Source organism: Grimontia sp. AD028, assembly GCF_000973155.1.
GTDB lineage: Bacteria > Pseudomonadota > Gammaproteobacteria > Enterobacterales > Vibrionaceae > Enterovibrio > Enterovibrio indicus.
Genome location: NZ_LASY01000090.1, coordinates 1 through 17,497 on the forward strand (window position 1 = coordinate 1; position 17,497 = coordinate 17,497).

The 17,497-nt window shown below is 46.3% G+C and carries 16 protein-coding genes; 9 read left to right on the forward strand and 7 right to left on the reverse strand.

The window, feature by feature from the left end:
- Positions 1-233 precede the first annotated feature (233 nt).
- Both RN22_RS18620 and viaA read left to right on the forward strand, forming a co-directional pair.
- Entirely contained in the window at positions 234-1,868 is a 1,635-nt protein-coding gene (locus RN22_RS18620; RefSeq protein WP_197076318.1) for an AAA family ATPase, read from the forward strand.
- 9 nt (positions 1,869-1,877) lie between these two features.
- The gene (gene viaA, locus RN22_RS18625; RefSeq protein WP_046306594.1) at positions 1,878-3,326 is read left to right on the forward strand and encodes an ATPase RavA stimulator ViaA; all 1,449 of its coding nucleotides are present in this window, start codon (positions 1,878-1,880) and stop codon (positions 3,324-3,326) included.
- Between the two features lie 61 nt (positions 3,327-3,387).
- Here viaA and RN22_RS18630 read toward each other — a convergent pair whose 3' ends face one another.
- The 4 genes from RN22_RS18630 to RN22_RS25005 all read right to left on the reverse strand — a co-directional run bounded on the left by RN22_RS18630 (position 3,388) and on the right by RN22_RS25005 (position 6,871).
- On the reverse strand, positions 3,388-4,011 hold the full coding sequence (locus RN22_RS18630; protein WP_231590928.1) for a LysE family translocator: 624 nt from the start codon (positions 4,009-4,011) through the stop codon (positions 3,388-3,390).
- A gap of 170 nt (positions 4,012-4,181) precedes the next feature.
- Entirely contained in the window at positions 4,182-4,976 is a 795-nt protein-coding gene (locus RN22_RS18635; RefSeq protein WP_046306600.1) for an ABC transporter ATP-binding protein, read from the reverse strand.
- Entirely contained in the window at positions 4,973-5,884 is a 912-nt protein-coding gene (locus RN22_RS25000; protein ID WP_046306602.1) for an ABC transporter permease, read from the reverse strand. The genes RN22_RS18635 and RN22_RS25000 overlap by 4 nt, the downstream gene beginning before the upstream one ends.
- Before the next feature lie 18 nt (positions 5,885-5,902).
- Positions 5,903-6,871: an ABC transporter substrate binding protein gene (locus tag RN22_RS25005; protein ID WP_046306604.1), complete on the reverse strand. Its 969-nt coding sequence runs from the start codon at positions 6,869-6,871 to the stop codon at positions 5,903-5,905.
- Positions 6,872-7,622: 751 nt separating this feature from the next.
- Between RN22_RS25005 and nhaD the strand changes: the two genes are divergently transcribed.
- From nhaD to RN22_RS18660, 3 genes are all read left to right on the forward strand, one after another.
- Positions 7,623-9,047: a sodium:proton antiporter NhaD gene (nhaD, locus tag RN22_RS18650; RefSeq protein WP_046306606.1), complete on the forward strand. Its 1,425-nt coding sequence runs from the start codon at positions 7,623-7,625 to the stop codon at positions 9,045-9,047.
- A gap of 113 nt (positions 9,048-9,160) precedes the next feature.
- Entirely contained in the window at positions 9,161-9,619 is a 459-nt protein-coding gene (locus RN22_RS18655; protein WP_046306608.1) for a dCMP deaminase family protein, read from the forward strand.
- A gap of 71 nt (positions 9,620-9,690) precedes the next feature.
- Positions 9,691-9,969, forward strand: a complete 279-nt coding sequence (locus RN22_RS18660; protein WP_046306610.1) for a peptidylprolyl isomerase — start codon at positions 9,691-9,693, stop codon at positions 9,967-9,969.
- Positions 9,970-10,043: 74 nt separating this feature from the next.
- Here RN22_RS18660 and RN22_RS18665 read toward each other — a convergent pair whose 3' ends face one another.
- Together RN22_RS18665 and RN22_RS18670 are read right to left on the reverse strand one after the other, a co-directional pair.
- Positions 10,044-10,478, reverse strand: a complete 435-nt coding sequence (locus RN22_RS18665) for a DUF3069 domain-containing protein (protein WP_046306612.1) — start codon at positions 10,476-10,478, stop codon at positions 10,044-10,046.
- Positions 10,479-10,592: 114 nt separating this feature from the next.
- Positions 10,593-11,021: a polymer-forming cytoskeletal protein gene (locus tag RN22_RS18670; RefSeq protein ID WP_046306614.1), complete on the reverse strand. Its 429-nt coding sequence runs from the start codon at positions 11,019-11,021 to the stop codon at positions 10,593-10,595.
- Between the two features lie 270 nt (positions 11,022-11,291).
- On the opposite strand from RN22_RS18670, the gene RN22_RS18675 reads away from it, so the two are divergent.
- Genes RN22_RS18675 through RN22_RS18685 form a run of 3 tightly spaced genes read left to right on the forward strand, consistent with a single transcriptional unit; the run spans position 11,292 to position 12,818 of the window.
- On the forward strand, positions 11,292-11,930 hold the full coding sequence (locus RN22_RS18675) for a YceH family protein (RefSeq protein WP_046306616.1): 639 nt from the start codon (positions 11,292-11,294) through the stop codon (positions 11,928-11,930).
- Positions 11,931-11,944: 14 nt separating this feature from the next.
- On the forward strand, positions 11,945-12,256 hold the full coding sequence (locus tag RN22_RS18680; protein WP_039849540.1) for a GIY-YIG nuclease family protein: 312 nt from the start codon (positions 11,945-11,947) through the stop codon (positions 12,254-12,256).
- A 13-nt stretch (positions 12,257-12,269) separates the two neighbouring features.
- Positions 12,270-12,818: a YaeQ family protein gene (locus RN22_RS18685; RefSeq protein ID WP_046306618.1), complete on the forward strand. Its 549-nt coding sequence runs from the start codon at positions 12,270-12,272 to the stop codon at positions 12,816-12,818.
- 35 nt (positions 12,819-12,853) lie between these two features.
- Here RN22_RS18685 and RN22_RS18690 read toward each other — a convergent pair whose 3' ends face one another.
- Positions 12,854-14,935 carry a bifunctional diguanylate cyclase/phosphodiesterase gene (locus RN22_RS18690; protein WP_231590929.1) on the reverse strand — a complete coding sequence of 694 codons (2,082 nt, stop codon included), beginning with the start codon at positions 14,933-14,935 and terminating at the stop codon, positions 12,854-12,856.
- A gap of 680 nt (positions 14,936-15,615) precedes the next feature.
- Between RN22_RS18690 and RN22_RS18695 the strand changes: the two genes are divergently transcribed.
- A complete protein-coding gene (locus RN22_RS18695) occupies positions 15,616-17,139 on the forward strand; it encodes an EAL domain-containing protein (protein ID WP_046306620.1) in 1,524 nt (507 codons plus the stop codon).
- Positions 17,140-17,497: the final 358 nt, after the last annotated feature.

Sequence of the window (17,497 nt, forward strand, 5' to 3'; positions counted from 1 at the left end):
CATCTTCAGGTTGTTTGGGCATTAATGAAACGGTGTAAAACTCGACATGTATTGCGTAATTTCCATGCAACAAAAATGAAAACTAAGATTGAAAGGTAGAAGGGATCAAACTTGAAATGGTATACAAGATGTAAGTAGATATTAATGGTTACAAAGTGTTAACAATATGATAAGAGTGGAGTCATGTTGTTGATTAGTATAAATGGAGCAGCAACGTGACGAATCAAATTGCTATGACGACAAACAATGTTTTACTCCCAGAGCGCATTCAGAAACTTGTACATGCCCTTTCAAATGGCGTTTACGAGAGGGAGAACACTATTCGTCTTTGTCTGCTTGCAGCACTCAGTGGTGAAAGTGTTTTTTTACTGGGGCCTCCGGGGATTGCGAAAAGCTACATCGCAAAACGCTTGATTGAAGCATTTGATGACAGCCAGTTTTTTGAGTACCTGATGACCCGCTTTTCAACGCCTGAAGAGGTGTTTGGTCCTCTTTCAATTCAGGAGCTCAAAGATAACGGTAAGTATGTCCGTTTAACAGAAGGCTATCTGCCCACCGCAGACGTGGTGTTTCTGGATGAGATCTGGAAAGCAGGCCCCGCGATTCTTAACACCTTATTGACGGTCGTTAACGAACGCGTTTTCCGCAACGGTAGTGAAGTACTGCCGGTTCCGATGCGCCTTTTGGTGACCGCGTCGAATGAGCTGCCTGAGCCAGATAGTGGCTTAGACGCGCTTTATGACCGTATGCTGGTACGCATTTTCGTCAACCGTATTCAGGAAAAGAGTAACTTCAAGCGTCTGCTGACGGGTGACAGCGGCGAGACTGAGATTTCCATCGGCAGTGATATTTCCATCAAAGCCCATGAATATGAACAATGGCAGCGTCAGATCGACAATGTTTCGCTGTCTGATGATGTGTTCGAGAAAATATACGCCCTGAAAATGCTTCTAGAGAGAGAAGCGGAAGAAGAAGGAAATAACTTCCCACCAGAAGAACTGTATATTTCTGATCGTCGTTGGAAAAAAGCGGTACGTTTGCTTAAAGCGAGTGCATTTTTTAACGGCCGACATGACGTCAATCCCGTCGATCTTTTACTCCTGCAGGAGTGCTTATGGCACAGCCCAGAATCACGCAATGTGGTCACGCAAGTGATGCGCCGTTTCGCTCAAGAGATTTGCTTTAACCAGCAAGAAGCGTTGGCGATTGCTGACGAGGCGAATGAAGACAGCCGGGAATTGGCAGAAGAAATCAAAGATGTACTCGGCCACACGGCAGAAACCGAACTTTCAATGCGAAAGGAAAAGAATCGGATTGATTTAGCTGGTGCGCGCCGCTATTCAGTCAACATGGCGAACAATCTGGTGAAGTTCGTGATGCTGGATTCTAATCCTTCTGTGTCTGAAAAAGAGAAGGGTGACAGCCGATGGGTGTATGTCGACGCCAATGAATTTGAAAAGAAAATTAAAAATGGTGCGTGTGACGTTTACGGTTACGTTAACAAAAACCCTAATCTCTGCATGTTGAAGTTTGATGTCGACGGCGAGCATCGTCTCGTGATCAAAGACATTGCAAACCGTCCTGTTCCTGTTGCCATTGCTGGTATCGACGACAATGACCCAAATACCTTTACTGAGTGGCAAACGCGCAATGAAGCTTCTATTGCTAAAATTGAAGAGGCGAAACACTTAATTCGGGTTGCCCGAACACAAATTAACGCTGCTTTACCTCATCACTTTGCCAACTCTGAATTACTCGAACTTTTGGCAAACAGCATTACCGATGCGGAAGAAACGCTGCAGCGCCAAACCACCAAATTTGAGAAAGGTGCGTTCCGAACGCGCATGTTAACCGAATACTTTGAGTAAGGAGGAGCTATGGTAAGTCCAGAAAGCCTCCATCTTGGCATGATGCTGGCGGAAACTGGAATGCTTGAGCATGCTGTCACTGAGGTGATGGCCAAGCCCCAACTTCTGGTGATGACAGAAACCAGTCCGTCTGCGAAATCCGCGGTGCGTCAGCACATTCGCAAATGGCGTCACTCGGTTAAACGTCGTCTCAGCACAGATTGTATTACCAACGATCTGAAGCAAGAGATACAGCTTTATCAGAATGCTGTCTCTCTCTCTCAGCAAGACTTCACCACGAATGCGAAATCTATGATTAAAAAGCTCGAGGGTAAATCGAGCTTTTATCTCGAAGCGCGCCGTATGTTAGAGAAGAACATCGCGAAAGAAACACCGATGTTTCAGGCGTACTTTTGCAATAAGTGGTATGAACATCTGGCCAGTGCTATTCAAGATGCACAACAAAAAGAACTGGAAGCACATAAGGATAAGTTGCTGAAGGAGCTCTATCAGCGTATCGAAACCTACAAAACGCTGGAGAACGTTCAGGAGCATGGCGCCATTGAAAAAGTTGGCCGCCTCTGGGATTTGGCATCTTCGAAGGTGACACAAACGGATGTAGAACTGCTCAAACGTTTTGTCGCGTTTCTAAAAGAGAATAAAGATCTTCAGGAGATCGCAGAAAAGCTTGGCCGTATGGCTAATGACGTTGATGACCCTTCGCTGCACCGTTCTCCAGCGGAAGAGTTGAAGCTGGTCGAGGAACCTGACGACAGCGTAGCTGATGATATTGTTGGTATTCACCAGAGCGATAACTTAGAGAAAATCGTGCCGAATGAAACCATTTATTTGGCTGAACCCGCGCTCGAAATCCTTTTCTACAAGCACTTTGCAGATAAACGTCTTTTGACTTATCGCATGCAAGGGATGCAACGCACCCTGCGGAAAGTGAAATCCTTCAAGCCGGAAAACAAACAGGTAGAGATAGAAAAGGGGCCTTTCCTGATTTGTGTGGATGCTTCCGGTTCTATGAGTGGCTTCCCTGAGCAGTGTGCAAAAGCCATGGCGTATGCGCTGATGCAGATAGCGGTTCAGGAAGACCGCGATTGCTCCGTGATGATTTTCTCGACAGACCACATCACCTATGAATTGACGGGCGAAAGTGGACTGAAAGAGGCGCTGAACTTCTTATCTTATTCTTTCCATGGTGGGACGGATCTTGAACCTGTTTTAACTCATTCGGTAGATTTGATGGGAACAGATAAATACCGCAACGCTGATTTGGTTGTGATTTCGGATTTCATCGCCCCGGTACAGCCAAAAGAAGTACAGGACAAAGTAGATGCGTTGAAGCAGCAACACAACCGCTTTCACGCCATCAATCTTTCCAAATATGGAAACCCTAAGTTGATGGAAATGTTCGACCACACTTGGGATTACCATCCGTCTTTGATGGGCCGGTTGCTCAAACGATTTTAGGCGAAAGTACATAAAGAAAGCCCCGGAAATCCGGGGCTTTCTCTTTTGATTCTTTTGGATATCAGTTGGTTCTCTCAGAAAACGCTAGCTTTAACCCCAAAACGGCAAAGCTGCCAGCGAATACTCTTTGCAACGCCACCGTTAAACGTTCTGAATTGATGATGTAATCGCGAACTAAAGCGGAGAAGGCGCCGTACATCAGAAAAACCACAAATGTCATCGCCATAAAGATGCTTCCCAATACCAACATGTTGGTGGTTGGAGACACCGCTTGAGCGGGAACAAACTGTGGTAAGAATGCCATAAAGAAAATCGTCAGCTTGGGGTTGAGAATGTTCATCAGGCAACCTTTAATCGCTACACCCAACATGCTCATCGGCTCATTTTCTTTGCTAAGCGACAAAGCACTGCTCGAACGCCACATGGTCCAGGCAAGGTAAAGCAGATAAGCCACCCCAACGTATTTCACTACCTGAAAAGCCAATGCACTGGTATGTAGAATGATGGCGAGACCGGTGATACTGGCAAGCATGGAAGGAACAATACCCACTGTGCAGCCTAAAGATGCCCAGATGGTTGCTCTAGAGCCAAAAAACAAACCGGTTGAAACGGTATAAAGCACACCGGTTCCGGGAATTAGCACAACAACTAAAGAGGTTATTAGAAACTCGAGAGTTACCATCATTTCCTTCCTTTCTCTCTTTATATCAAAGGTCAACAGGCCCTAGTCACTTGACTATGTCACCAATCGACCAAATTTACTTGTCGTAGGCTTGAAACCATGACCAATACTTCCGTTTTAAAAGTAAAAGGGCAGTCGAAACTGCCCAATATGATGAGGTCCGGTATCAACTGTTAGCTCAGAAGCAAACTATCGTCTGCAAGTTCTTCGCCGCGAACTTTACTGAACATTTCCAATAGCTGAGGAACACCCATGTTGGCACGTTCTTCACCTTCGACATCCAGAACAATTTCACCTTGGTGAAGCATCACGGTGCGATCACCGCAGGCTAGGGCATCTTTCATCGAGTGCGTCACCATGAGCGCAGTCAAACCAAACTCTGTGATGACTTTCTTGGTCAGATCGATAACGAAGGCAGCCATACGAGGATCAAGTGCCGCTGTGTGCTCATCCAATAACAGTAATTTACTGTCAGACAACGTTGCCATCACCAGACTGACAGCCTGGCGTTGACCACCTGAAAGAAGGCCTATGCTGTCGCTCAGACGATCTTCCAGCCCTAATCCCAGAATGGAAATGCGCTCTTTGAAGATTTCTCGGCGTTTGCCGGAAAGGGCAAGGCTCCATCCACGCATACTTCCGCGCTTAAAAGCCAAAGCCAAATTTTCTTCGATGGTTAAAGAAGCACAAGTACCGGCCAGCGGATCCTGGAACACACGGGCGGCTAGGGCTGCGCGTTGATGGACCTGCTGCTTCGTCACATCAGTACCATCAATGATCACGCGACCGCCGACCATAGGTGTTTCACCGGAAACTGCGCCAAGCAGGGTGGATTTGCCCGCACCATTCGAGCCGATGATGGTCAGAAACTGATTCTCCGGAACCGTGAGGGAGACACTGCGCAGAGCGCGGTTTTCCAGCACGGTACCTGGGTTGAAGGTGACTTGAATGTCTTTTAGCTCGATCATTTCACCGCTCCCGCTTCTTTCATCTTCTTGTTCTTCTGGTACTGCTGTTTGGCTTTAGGCGCGACCAGAGCGAGTGCCACGAGTACTGCGGTGACCAGGTTAAGGTCGGACGCTTCCAATCCGAACATCCCGGAGCTGAGCGCAAATGCGACGGCCAAACGGTAAAGAACCGAACCAAGAATAACGGCAACCACTGCCACCCAGACTTTTCGTCCTGGCAGCAAAGTTTGTCCAAGGATGACGGCTGCAAGACCGACAACGATGGTACCGACACCTGAGGTGACATCAGCAAAGCTGTTGGTTTGGGCAAAAAGCGCACCCGAAAAGCCAACAAAGCCGTTAGATAAGGCAAGACCAAAATAGGTGTAAAACGCAGTGCTTGCACCTTGTGCCTTCACCATACGGGCGTTGACACCAGTTGCCCTCAGTCCCAAGCCAAAATCACTATTGAGAAGTCGAATAACAAACCAAGCACTCAAAACAACCAGAACGAATACCACCAGTGGTCGGGCATAAACAGGATCGATACCCATGTTTTCGAACGGCGTAAGAATGGTGTCTACACCCAATAAGGCGATGTTTGGGCGTCCCATGATGCGGATGTTGATAGAGAACGCGGCGATCATCGTCAGGATACTGGCAAGCAGATTCAAAATGCCACATTTCACAGTAAGAAATGCGGTGATCAAGCCTGTCATCGAACTTGCGATGATGGCGGCAAAAGTGGAAATCCAAGGATCAACGCCTGAAACGATAAGCGTGGCTGCAACAGCAGCTCCCATCGGGAAGCTGCCATCGACAGTCAGATCCGGAAAGTCCAAAACCCGGAATGTCAGATATACGCCCAGAGCGACCAGGCCATAAACCAGACCTACTTCCAGCGTGCCAAAAAAGGCAATTGAGGTCATGTACTGCTCCTGACGTTATTATTTTTCTACTGTTGTTGCACGATCCAGCAATGCTTGAGGCACTTCCAGACCCAGTTTTTGCGCGGCTTTCAGGTTAATCGCCAAGTCAGAACCTACAGCCACTTTTGCTGGCAGTGCAGATACTTGCTCGCCGTTTAATAGGGCTGCAACGTAGTCGGCAGTTTGAACACCGATCTGGTAGTAATCAAAGCCCAGTGCTGCTACAGCGCCGTTAGGAATGTATGAGGTTGCACCACCAATAACAGGTTTCTTCGCTTGGTTCGCTGCGCCAACAAGACCATCAATCGCACTCGCTACTGTGTTGTCAGTGGGTGCGTAGATAGCGTCTGCCTGAGATGCGACAATTTGTGCGGCAGACTGAACGTCAGCACTCTTCAACGCAGTTCCTTCAACTACTTTCAGGCCTTGAGCATCGGCGGCTTCACGCAGAAGCTCAACCAATGCAACTGCATTCGCTTCACCTGGGTTATAAACCACACCGATAGAAGTCATATTTGGAAGAAGCTCTTTTGCCAGTGCCACATGTTGAGCAACGGGTGAAAGGTCTGAAAGGCCAGTTACGTTAGCATTTGGCTTTTCCATGTCCTTAATGAGTTTCGCGCCCACAGGATCGGTAACAGCGGTGAATACAACAGGAATAGACTTAGTTGCAGCAACCAATGCTTGCGCAGAAGGAGTCGCGATACCAACCAACACGTCGGGCTTCTCACCAACAAATTGGCGGGCAATCTGTACCGCTATAGCTGGGTTGCCCTGCGCGGTTTGGTAAGCAAATTCTAAATTCTTACCTTCTTCATAGCCTTTGGCTTTTAGGCCATCCAACAGGCCTTGGCGGGTTGCATCGAGCGCTGGGTGTTCAACGATTTGAGAAACTGCGACTTTCGCGGTGTCGGCCATTGCTGTGAAAGGGGTAGACAAAAGTGTTGCGGCACAGCATGCCGAAAGAAGTAATTTGGACACGTTCATATCATTCTCCGTGATGAAATGGCGATTGGGTGTTACACCCAATCTTTCCGCCAGTGTTAATCCATTGTTATATCCAAAATCTGATTCAAAATCAGGCACTAAAGTTGTGGATTAAGACGACTGTTTAAGTGGTTGCAGAGGTCTTATTTGCATATTTGTTTTTAAGTCTATGAATAAAATAGGAATTTAATCGGTAAGTAAACACTGCTTAAAGATTATACGTACCTATTCATCAACTGATTATTGTTGCTCTAGTTAGCAACAGATCTCATTGATAAGTTATAAAGCAGTGAATGATATGTCACAATCACTTTACAGTGGTTGTCTGTGCTTTTTGTAAAAAAGTTTGATCTGCGTTGATCGTCGTTCGGTTTTTTACATTGTAAATCGAAGAGCATAAGAGGAATGCGGAGATCCTGTGACACAGTGCTTTAGCACTTTTCTGTTTTGAAATGGCAGATCATGCTCTCATTTACCAACAGTGAAACGCCACTTATCGCCTTAAAAATCAGGTTTGTGGGTGATGCCTGAAAAGTAAACAATTTACTCTGCATTATTCTGTAACAAGATCTATCATTGTGGCGCGACAATTAGGCTCCCGACCTTTAATAACCTTAAGGGTAACAATAAATTCATATATATCAGGGAGTCATGATTTAGGGGCGTTGCGTCTGTGAGTGTATTGAACGAGCTCATGTAGCCCGGCAGTGCCCCTCGCGAAATTCATTTAAATTCGCTTGGAGGCACAAGGATGAAGTGTTTATTAGCGTTTGTGTTGCTGTTCTCCGGTAATGCATTCGCCGCCACAGGTAGTGGCAACCCCCTAGATTTAACCCAATCAGCTGTTGGTTACCTTTCTCTTCTCATTTTCGCCGCGGCTTATACGTTGGTCATGCTCGAAGAGCAACTCCACTTAAGAAAGTCCAAGCCGGTATTACTGGCAGCAGGCCTTATTTGGCTGATGATTGGCTTTGTCTATTCAAATGCCGGTGAAATTGAGGTGGCACAAGGCGCGATTGAGCACAACTTACTTGAATACGCCGAGTTAATGCTCTTCCTGCTAGTGGCCATGACCTATATCTCTGCGATGGAAGAGCGTCGATTGTTTGATGGCCTGAAAGCCTGGATCGTTGGGAAAGGTTATGATCTTCGCCAGCTTTTCTGGATCACCGGCATCCTTTCTTTCTTTATATCTCCGATTGCAGATAACCTCACCACGGCACTATTGATGTGTACTGTGGTGTTGAAGATTGGTGGCGATAACCCAAGGTTTATCAATCTTGCCTGTGTCAACATCGTCGTGGCAGCGAATGCTGGTGGTGCATTCAGCCCGTTTGGTGATATTACTACGCTGATGGTTTGGCAGGCGGGATTAGTGAGCTTCTCTGAATTCGGTGCGCTCTTTATCCCTTCTGTGGTCAACTACGTATTGCCAGCATTCATCATGTCTCTGTTTATACCGAAAGATAAACCAGACGTGGTGAATGAGTATGTCGAAATCAAACGCGGCGCAAAACGTATAGTCGTTTTGTTCCTCTTTACCATAGTGACAGCGGTCGGGTTCCATGGTCTGGTTCATTTCCCTCCAGTTATCGGCATGATGATGGGCTTAGCTTACCTGCAATTCTTTGGATTTTACCTTCGCAAAACTCTGCCTCGTTCGCTGGCGAGAAAACGCGCCGTGGCACAGGCAAAACAGGATGAGGCTGCGCTAAAACGTCTTGGTTCAGTCATTCCATTTGATGTGTTTCGCCGCGTCTCCCATGCGGAGTGGGATACGTTGTTGTTCTTCTATGGCGTTGTAATGTGCGTAGGCGGTTTGAGCCTGATTGGATACTTGGCGACGATTTCCAATGTCATGTACCTACAGTGGGATCCCATCTGGGCGAATATTATTGTCGGTTTGCTATCGGCGATTGTTGATAACATCCCAGTGATGTTTGCCGTACTAACGATGCAGCCGGATATGTCTATGGGTAACTGGTTGTTGGTAACACTAACTGCCGGTGTAGGGGGTAGCCTGTTGTCTTTAGGATCAGCAGCTGGCGTTGCTTTGATGGGACAGGCTCGAGGCAAGTACACTTTCTTTGGCCATTTGAAGTGGAGCCCAGTGATTATGCTGGGTTATGCAGCATCTATAATGTGCCATCTAGTACTTAATGAGTCGCTATTTTAACGATTTTCAGCATTTCATTATGAAAGCGGCCTTAAGGCCGCTTTTTTGTTGAGCTAAGCTCATGGATTAAGCAAAATAGCGACATTGTGAATGGGTAACTTATTGGAAAGGCAATGATCTCGAAGTGGGCTGTACGTTTCTATCAAATGGCAGAGCTGGTTGGCTCTTGGAGTAAAGATCCCTCAACACAGGTTGGTGCTGTCATAACAAAAGGCAATCGTATTGTCTCTGTCGGATTCAATGGTTATCCGCATGGCATTTCTGATAGTGCAGATACTGACGATCGTGAAATGAAGCTTCTTAAAACACTGCACGCAGAAGAAAATGCCATTCTCTTTGCAAAGCGGGACTTGGCTGACTGCGAAATTTGGGTAACGCATTTTCCTTGTCCGAACTGCGCTGCGAAGATTATCCAGACTGGCATTACGCAGGTTCACTGCCCGGAACAAACGGAAGATTTCCTTTCACGTTGGGGCGAAAAAATTAAAGTTAGCGCAGATATGTTTGAACAAGCGGGTGTGAATGTAACTTGGTTGCCACTGGAAGCACTGAAAAATACTACAGCGAACTAAATCTGGAATGGTAGCGGTCTCGGAGATATAATCCGCGACCAATGAAAGAACAGCAGTAAAAGGGCACATGCATGGCCAGCACAGCACACGCACTCCATATTCTGGTGAAGCACCAGAACCAGGCGGAAGATATTGTTAGTCAGTTAAAGAAAGGCGCAAAATTTCAGACGCTGGCAAAGAAATACTCCACCTGTCCGTCAGGTAAAAAGGGCGGCGATTTGGGGGAGTTCAAGCGCGGTCAAATGGTGCCTCAGTTTGACAAAGTGTGCTTTAACGCTGAAGTGCTGACGCCGCACATTGTGAAAACCCGCTTCGGTTGGCACGTAGTAAAGGTTCTTTACAGAACATAAGTTTTATACTGATTGAGCAATAAAAAAAGAGGTGACACTGTCACCTCTTTTTTTATTCTGCGGCAAGTCTGAAATTACTTGGTGAAGATTTCACGGAATTCGCGCTTCATCGCTGGTTTCAGGCGAGCTTGTTTAAGTTGCTTAACCAGATCTTTCACACAGTTGTGTAGTAGTTTATCCAGCAAAACAGCTTTGTATTCTGCAGTTTGCTCGTCGTCCATGTCATCGAACTTCATGTCTTGGGTTTCTTGCATGAAATCCAGACCCGCGTAGCTTTGACTCAGGCTAACCAGTGCATGGAATTGCTCGAAGTTGTCCAGAATATTTTGCGCACTTGCAGGCATTGTATCCCAAACTTCGCGAACAACGCTCTCAGACGCTTCATGAATAGATGCCAGCATGGTGAACAGCTCGGCTGGTACTTGTTCATAATTGATGACTTGCTGCAACTCTGCAGACAGATCTTCCAGCTTTACGGTTTCTTGCGCTTGGTTTGCTTGTTCAGACATCTTGGTACTTCCGAAATAATATAATTTCGCGGATCGTATAATGTTGGCGAATGAAGTCAACAGTTGAAAGGCGATAGGGCAGTCAACTGTTGATCATTGCATCAGAATGCGGATTTAAGCCGATGCAGACGCTTTTTCCTGATTTGAAGCAGATTTCTCTGCGGAGTTTTTATCTTCGTTGACCACTTTGAGGGATGGCTCGTCTTTCAGTTTGTTTTCGCCCATCAGGCAACCGCCTTTGGCAATGGTTAATTGCTCGCTTTGAATTTGGCCTTTCATTTTACCTGAGCTCAGGATGTTGACTTCGCGTGCAACACAGGTGCCTTCAACATAACCATTGATGGTGACGTGCTCTGCACGAATGTCGCCTTTAAAATGGCCAGTAGAAGAGATAACGACATTGCGTGCGTTGATAATGGTGCCTTCACCTTGGCCGTCAAACTGAATGTCACCGTCCAAATCAAATTCTCCGATTACACGGCACTCTTTAGCGATTAGTGACAAACATGGGCTCGATGTTGCCTTTTTTCCGAACATACCCATTACTTTCTCCTGTACTCCAAGTCGGCAAAATCTTTCACCTGAAACAACAATCGAAAGATTCTATCTGAAAACTGATAAATCACGTGACAGAAAATTGTCTCTGTTGAGCCAAAATCACAGGAATAAGACAGTTTTGCGGGTCGACATTCCATAAATTGACCAAACTTCCGGCAGTTACCGTGCCAATATGGCAAATACTCGTATGTGCAGTTGCTGTGCTAGCACTAGATTGCTATAAACCGCTGCATAGGATTTAACTGAGGTATTCTCATGGCGATTGAACTCAACCCTTATGAAGCGCGAGTGATTGGATGTTTATTGGAAAAAGAAGTCACTACGCCGGATCTCTATCCACTGACCCTCAACAGCCTAACCACTGCCGCTAACCAGAAAAGTAACCGCGAACCTGTTTATGCGCTTAGCGAAGCGGAAGTACTAGACGCCGTGGAATCGCTCAAATCCAAACGACTGATCAGTGATTTGGAAGGTTTTGGTAGCCGAGTGACCAAATACCAACACAGATTCTGTAACACAGAATTCGGATCGCTCCAGTTCTCGGAGCAAGAGAAGGGTATTGTATGCGTGATGCTGCTGCGTGGCCCCCAAACCCCAGGCGAGCTTCGTACCCGAACAAACCGTTTGTGCGAATTCAGCGATGTGGGTCAGGTTGAATCAGTGCTAAATGGCATGATTGAAAAGGGCTATGTTGCTCAATTGCCAAGAGAGCCCGGTAAACGCGAAAGCCGTTACGCACATCTCTTTGGATCAGAAGCTCCAACCGAGACGGTGACACCTTCATTCTCATCAGAACCGCAACAAGAAGGTCTGACTGAGCGTGTCGAAGCATTAGAAGCAGAAGTCGCTGAACTCAAAGCTTTGGTTAATCAACTCATGGATAACCAAGGTTAAAACATCTTTACGTCATGACTTTGACTCCTTCCAACGACGTGCCGCTCTGGCACGTCTATCTCATTCGTGCGCGTGATAACTCTTTGTATTGTGGTGTTACCACTGATGTTATGCGTCGATTTGATGAGCACCAGCAAAACGGCACAAAAACTGCAAAGTACTTGAGAGGCAAACAGCCTCTTACGCTAGCCTGGTCGTATGAGGTAGGAACGAAACAACAGGCGATGTCGCTTGAGTGGTACATCAAGCGGCTGACAAAACGTGAAAAAGAACAACTTTGCAAAGAACCTGACCGTATACAGGTCTTATTGAACGACAAATTTTAGAGTGGGTATAACCATGGCACTTAAAGCAACGGTGTATAAAGCCTCAATCAATGTGGCTGACATGTCGAGAAATGTGTATCTCGATCATTCAGTAACGCTGGCGCAGCACCCGTCAGAAACTGAACAGCGCATGATGCTTCGTCTGCTTGCATGGACCATGTACGCCGATGAGCGTCTGCAATTTACAAAAGGATTGTGCGAAGACACAGAGCCGGAGCTGTGGATCAAAAACTACAGCGATGAGATTGAACTTTGGGTAGAACTTGGCTTGCCGGATGAAAAACGCCTGAAGAAAGCCTGTTCACAGGCAAAAGAAGTGGTGTTGTTCACCTATGACGACAATCCGGCCGCAGTTTGGAAAGCGAATATGTTGAACAAACTGTTCCCGTTCAAAAACCTGACGATTATCAACGTAGTTGATGAAGTGTTGGATGCAGCCGCAGCGGCAAGCAGCCGCACGATGGCCATTCAGGCGACAATTGAAGATGGCCAGATTTGGTTCTCAGTAGGGGATTCAGTCATCGCGATTCAACCGGATGTCTGGAAAACTGCAGCAGCATAACCAGAATGCTTTGCAATTTGCGATAATAATGTCAATCAAGAAGCCGGGTATAAACGCCCGGCTCTTTGTTTCTTAAGTTCTGTCATCAGTTGTTCTGCGGTCATTGGCGCATAGTAGTAATGGCCCTGGGCAAAGTTACAACCAATGTTTCTCAGCAGTTCCTGTTGATCGAGTGTTTCTACACCTTCCGCAACCACTTTCAATTGCAGTAAGTTCGCCATGCTGACCACTGCCTGACAAATCACCAAATCGTCTTTCGATTCTGGCAAATCTTTGATAAAGCCACGGTCAATCTTCACGGTATTCACAGGGAAATGTTTCAAGTAGGCCAGCGAGGAATAGCCGGTACCGAAATCATCAATCGCCAGACTGATACCCGAGGTGGTAAGTCGGTTGAGAATGTGCTGGTTTCGCTCAAGGTTTTCAATGAAAACTTGTTCCGTCAGCTCAATCTGAACGCGGGAAGGTGGAATGTCATAGCGTGTCACAGACCGAATCACATAGTCTGCTAGATAGCCATCTTGAAACTCGTGGCCAGAGACATTGATAGCAATGCATTTTGGCGCACAACGCTCATCGAGCATGTGCGAATAGTGTTTAAGCGCTGTATCAACGACCCAATGACCAAGTCGTTGCATCAGGCCTGTTTCTTCGGCAGTTTTGATGATGATGTCGGTGCTGATCGCCGCGCCACTTTTGGCTTCCCAACGTACTAAAGCCTCTACGCCGACAATCTGTCGCGTGCGAAGATCGACCTGTGGCTGAAAATAGAGCTCAAGCTCGTCGTTATTGATTGCCTTGCGGATTGCACGTTCGAGCTCCTTCTTGTGGTTCAGCTGGTCTTGCATGGTTTGGTTGTAGGCGACAACTTTTCGGTTTCCAAGAGCTCGTGCTTTATTGGCGGCGGTATCTGCATGACGCACCATGTTTTCCGCACGAAGATCATCACTGTAGCGATAGGCGATCCCAATGGCACAACTGGTCAATATGTCGTTATCTTCAATGTAGAACTCTTCTTCCAGGCACATTCTCAACTGGTTGGCCTGCATTTCCGCTTCCAGCTGGGACATGCCTGCGCAGGCAATCATAAATTGATCGTGGCCCGTGCGCGCAAGGATCGCGTGCGGGGGAAGCACCGTTTTAAAACGTTTAGCTGCTTCGAATACCAATTGGTCTGCAACCAGATGACCGTACATATCATTGATCTCTCTTAACTTGTCGAGAGAAAGACACATTAAGACGATATCCTGCTCTGAGCTAAGTGCGCGGTCTAGATAGGTTTGCAGTGCAAATCGATTTGGCAGATGGGTTTGTGGGTCATGGTTTGCTGTGAACTGCAACTGAGCCTCGACTTCACGCCTTTGGATGATCTCTTTCTTCAATTTATAAACGGTTTTGGACTCTGCACGACGCCCGATAATGTTGACCTCCAAAAGGTACAGAGAAATGGCGACGAGCAATGTCACGATAATACCAGCAAGGAAAATCAGCATAGGCAGCGAGAAATAGACTTGGTCGAATTGTGGTCGTTGCCAAACTGTCAGTTGCCACTGCCCATTGAGTGCGGTGAGTTCAACGGTATCCATCATCGCACCGCTAAAATCTGGCAGATTCCCCACAAAAGGGGCGTTGCCGTCGCTCAACACGAGTTCTTGTTCAGGGCGGAGAAATTCGGTAGCAATAGCTTCAATCATCTGTTTAATGTTGTAGCTTGCGCCCAAATAACCCGCTACCCGTCCCTCAAAGAAAACGGGGTGGAGCATTTCAATAGCAATGGCACCGTTGGGGGCAACCTGAACTTCTGAAGTAGAAAGCTTTGATAAAACGGGCATGCTATTGAACCGGACGGAAGGAGCTATCTGCCAGGCACTTTCCATCGGTTTCGGTGTGAAGTAAGCCGGGGATGTATAGAGGACATCTTGGTTTTCATCTTGCCAGTACACACCCGAGAAGAAGGGAAAGGTGCGCTCGATACCTGTGGTGGCACTCTGCCAGATATTCTCATTGACCTGACCTTTGTTTTGAAGGTTGTTGGCTAACCACACCAAAAAATAGGCTTCTTTTTGTAGGTTCACTTCAATGGCACGTTGTACGCGGTTGACTTCCACGCTCAACATTTGGTGTTGGAGATCTATCTGCCTAGAAAGGGCGCTTTTATACAAAGTAAAGGTAGAGATAAGGATTACAACGCAGACTACGACAATCCCAAGCAAAGAAAGGAACCTGGGGGCGTTGGCGTCGGAGGTTGTCACGTTTTCCGAAAGAGGTGGCACAGAAGGCAAGTTAAACCCTTACATATGAGTCATGTGTCTCTATAAAAAGTCTATGTCATATGCGTCAGATCGCAATGCGAAGTGGAAGAAAAATCCCAGAAATTCAGCAGGTCGGAGAACGGTGTCATTACACCGCCAGCACATATTGTTTGAGATGCGATTTTTGAGACTGGTCTTCATTTTGGAAACAGGATAGCTCGCTCAGACTCAGCGATAGATGTCTTCTAGCTTGGGAAAGTGTCGAAGAAAGAAGATTAATCACGCTTAATGCTGATTTATGACTGAATGATTATCTAGGTTTAAAATCATTCCAAAGTAATCAAACTGCAGATTAAAACATCGGTTTGACTCTATCTTCATGATAAACGACCAGTAATTTGAGAATTAGTAGTGGGGGTGTGTAGTGAAGGTAGACACTAAGCGTGAAAGGATTAATTTTGAATTAGTCTCGTATTTTTACAAAGATCGTATTGCTATTTGTCCTATCCTTACTATCAATGATTTGGGATTCAACAGGAGCCTCAGTGGATTGGCTCAGAAAACATATTAAAGCGCTATCGATTATTTTTGTGACTGTTCTTTTCGCTTACTTCTCGCAGTTTGCGGTTTCTAACTGGTTAGTGAAGAAAAAGATCAAGGAAGATATCTCCGTGCTCTCTGAACTCTACTCTGAGCTCTATCGTCAGAGTTTTGAGCAGATGCGGACGCTTGAAGAAAACTTGCTCTATCAGTGTGACAATGATGATGTAGAGTTGATGAGCGAGTCAAAGAATCAAAATCTCTTCATAGAGTATGTTGATCTGCACCTCCCCAGTGGCCGTTCTTGTTCGATCTACAACGTCGACAAGGCCGGACGTGAGTTGATGACCTTTTCCTCCGAAGAAGAGATCTTCTTTGACCGTGTATCACTCATTTTGAGTGATCATCAATTTGAAGAGATGCGTCTTCAAAACAATCAAGGTCTTCTGCGATTCATCTTTCAACAGCCAAGAAACTTCCTGTCTAATTGTGACCGCTGCCTATATATGGTGGTAAGGGTAAATGGTCAGGAGATATCACTCTACCAACGAAACGATTTGCCTTATCGTCAGGTCTACAGCGGAGAGTTGGATGGTGACATTAATGTCAGTTTGTACATCAATGAAGATGGGGTTGAATATCTGGTCGGGGATCTTGTGATTCTGTTCGGCGCGTTGGTGATTTTGTTTGGGGTCTTAGTAGCCGTGGGTGTGGAACTCAACCAATCAGAACGCAAAGGACTCAGTGGTCTTCTCAATGAAGCTATCGAGTCAAATGCCCTCAAGCCTTTCTATCAGCCGATTGTTATGCCGGAAGGTAATGGCTATAGAATCGTGGGAGCAGAAGTGCTGGTTCGCTGGCAGGCTAGCCACGGCGAATTCATTCCGCCGGATACCTTTATCCCGCTTGCAGAACAAAACGGGGCAATAGACAGGATTACCGACCAACTGATAGACAACGTATTGGCCCACCTCAATGACATTCGAGTGCCAGAAGGGTTCTTTGTCAGTGTTAACGTATCTCCGAGTTATCTGGAGAAATTTGATACTGCGGACAAAATCCTTAGCAAAATTGAAGAAGCAGGTTTGGACCCTCATCTGCTGTCGCTTGAAATTACTGAGCGGACAAAGTTTGGCGATCTTAATAAGGCTGCAGTTTGTATCGAAGCGCTGACAGATAGAGGCATCTCTATCAAACTGGATGACTGTGGTACGGGCTATGGCGCTTTTTCATACCTTCACGTGCTAAACATCGACACCATTAAGATTGATCGTATGTTCGTCGATGGTATTGGCATGGAAGAGTTTAAGAACACCATTCTTGATTCCATTCTCGCGTTTGCACGTGAATCTAAGCTCCACGTAGTCGCAGAGGGTGTGGAAACCAAAGTTCAGGCTGACTACCTGATTAAATCTGGGGTCGAAATGCTCCAAGGTTCTTATTTCGGTGACCCTGTGCCTTTCGAGGTTTTCCGCAAGCTGGTAGATAACGACGAACTCATTGGCGCCTCAAACATGGCCATTCAGTAGCCATTACCCAAAATGCCTGAACCCTCTCTCCATCAGGTTTTTTGGGTAAATGATCACACAATTTAGCAAGGTGTGAACGCCATCAATATATTTCCTGCTAAGTGATAGAATAATCAATTAGATCAATTTGTTATCTTTTCGTAAATCAGTCCACTAATGACTAGACTTGAAATGATCTTCTTAGAAAAACGTTCATTTAATTAACCTCTGACAGATTGGTCTGAGGGGAGAGAAACCCTTTAGGGTATACCCAAACGGCCTGAAGATGCTCGCATTCAGAGGTCATCAATGCGTTCAATTCAAGGCAAATTTCGCGAGGAATAGTGATTCTATTTCCGTGGAATTTAACGAAGAAGTG

What these genes read in the sequence shown, in the direction of transcription:
- RN22_RS18620 (WP_197076318.1), top strand. Translation starts at nt 234, where the DNA reads ATGACGACAAACAATGTTTTACTCCCAGAGCGCATTCAGAAACTTGTA.
- viaA (WP_046306594.1), top strand. Translation starts at nt 1,878, where the DNA reads ATGGTAAGTCCAGAAAGCCTCCATCTTGGCATGATGCTGGCGGAAACT.
- RN22_RS18630 (WP_231590928.1), bottom strand. Translation starts at nt 4,011, where the DNA reads ATGATGGTAACTCTCGAGTTTCTAATAACCTCTTTAGTTGTTGTGCTA.
- RN22_RS18635 (WP_046306600.1), bottom strand. Translation starts at nt 4,976, where the DNA reads ATGATCGAGCTAAAAGACATTCAAGTCACCTTCAACCCAGGTACCGTG.
- RN22_RS25000 (WP_046306602.1), bottom strand. Translation starts at nt 5,884, where the DNA reads ATGACCTCAATTGCCTTTTTTGGCACGCTGGAAGTAGGTCTGGTTTAT.
- RN22_RS25005 (WP_046306604.1), bottom strand. Translation starts at nt 6,871, where the DNA reads ATGAACGTGTCCAAATTACTTCTTTCGGCATGCTGTGCCGCAACACTT.
- nhaD (WP_046306606.1), top strand. Translation starts at nt 7,623, where the DNA reads ATGAAGTGTTTATTAGCGTTTGTGTTGCTGTTCTCCGGTAATGCATTC.
- RN22_RS18655 (WP_046306608.1), top strand. Translation starts at nt 9,161, where the DNA reads ATGATCTCGAAGTGGGCTGTACGTTTCTATCAAATGGCAGAGCTGGTT.
- RN22_RS18660 (WP_046306610.1), top strand. Translation starts at nt 9,691, where the DNA reads ATGGCCAGCACAGCACACGCACTCCATATTCTGGTGAAGCACCAGAAC.
- RN22_RS18665 (WP_046306612.1), bottom strand. Translation starts at nt 10,478, where the DNA reads ATGTCTGAACAAGCAAACCAAGCGCAAGAAACCGTAAAGCTGGAAGAT.
- RN22_RS18670 (WP_046306614.1), bottom strand. Translation starts at nt 11,021, where the DNA reads ATGGGTATGTTCGGAAAAAAGGCAACATCGAGCCCATGTTTGTCACTA.
- RN22_RS18675 (WP_046306616.1), top strand. Translation starts at nt 11,292, where the DNA reads ATGGCGATTGAACTCAACCCTTATGAAGCGCGAGTGATTGGATGTTTA.
- RN22_RS18680 (WP_039849540.1), top strand. Translation starts at nt 11,945, where the DNA reads ATGACTTTGACTCCTTCCAACGACGTGCCGCTCTGGCACGTCTATCTC.
- RN22_RS18685 (WP_046306618.1), top strand. Translation starts at nt 12,270, where the DNA reads ATGGCACTTAAAGCAACGGTGTATAAAGCCTCAATCAATGTGGCTGAC.
- RN22_RS18690 (WP_231590929.1), bottom strand. Translation starts at nt 14,935, where the DNA reads ATGTTGAGCGTGGAAGTCAACCGCGTACAACGTGCCATTGAAGTGAAC.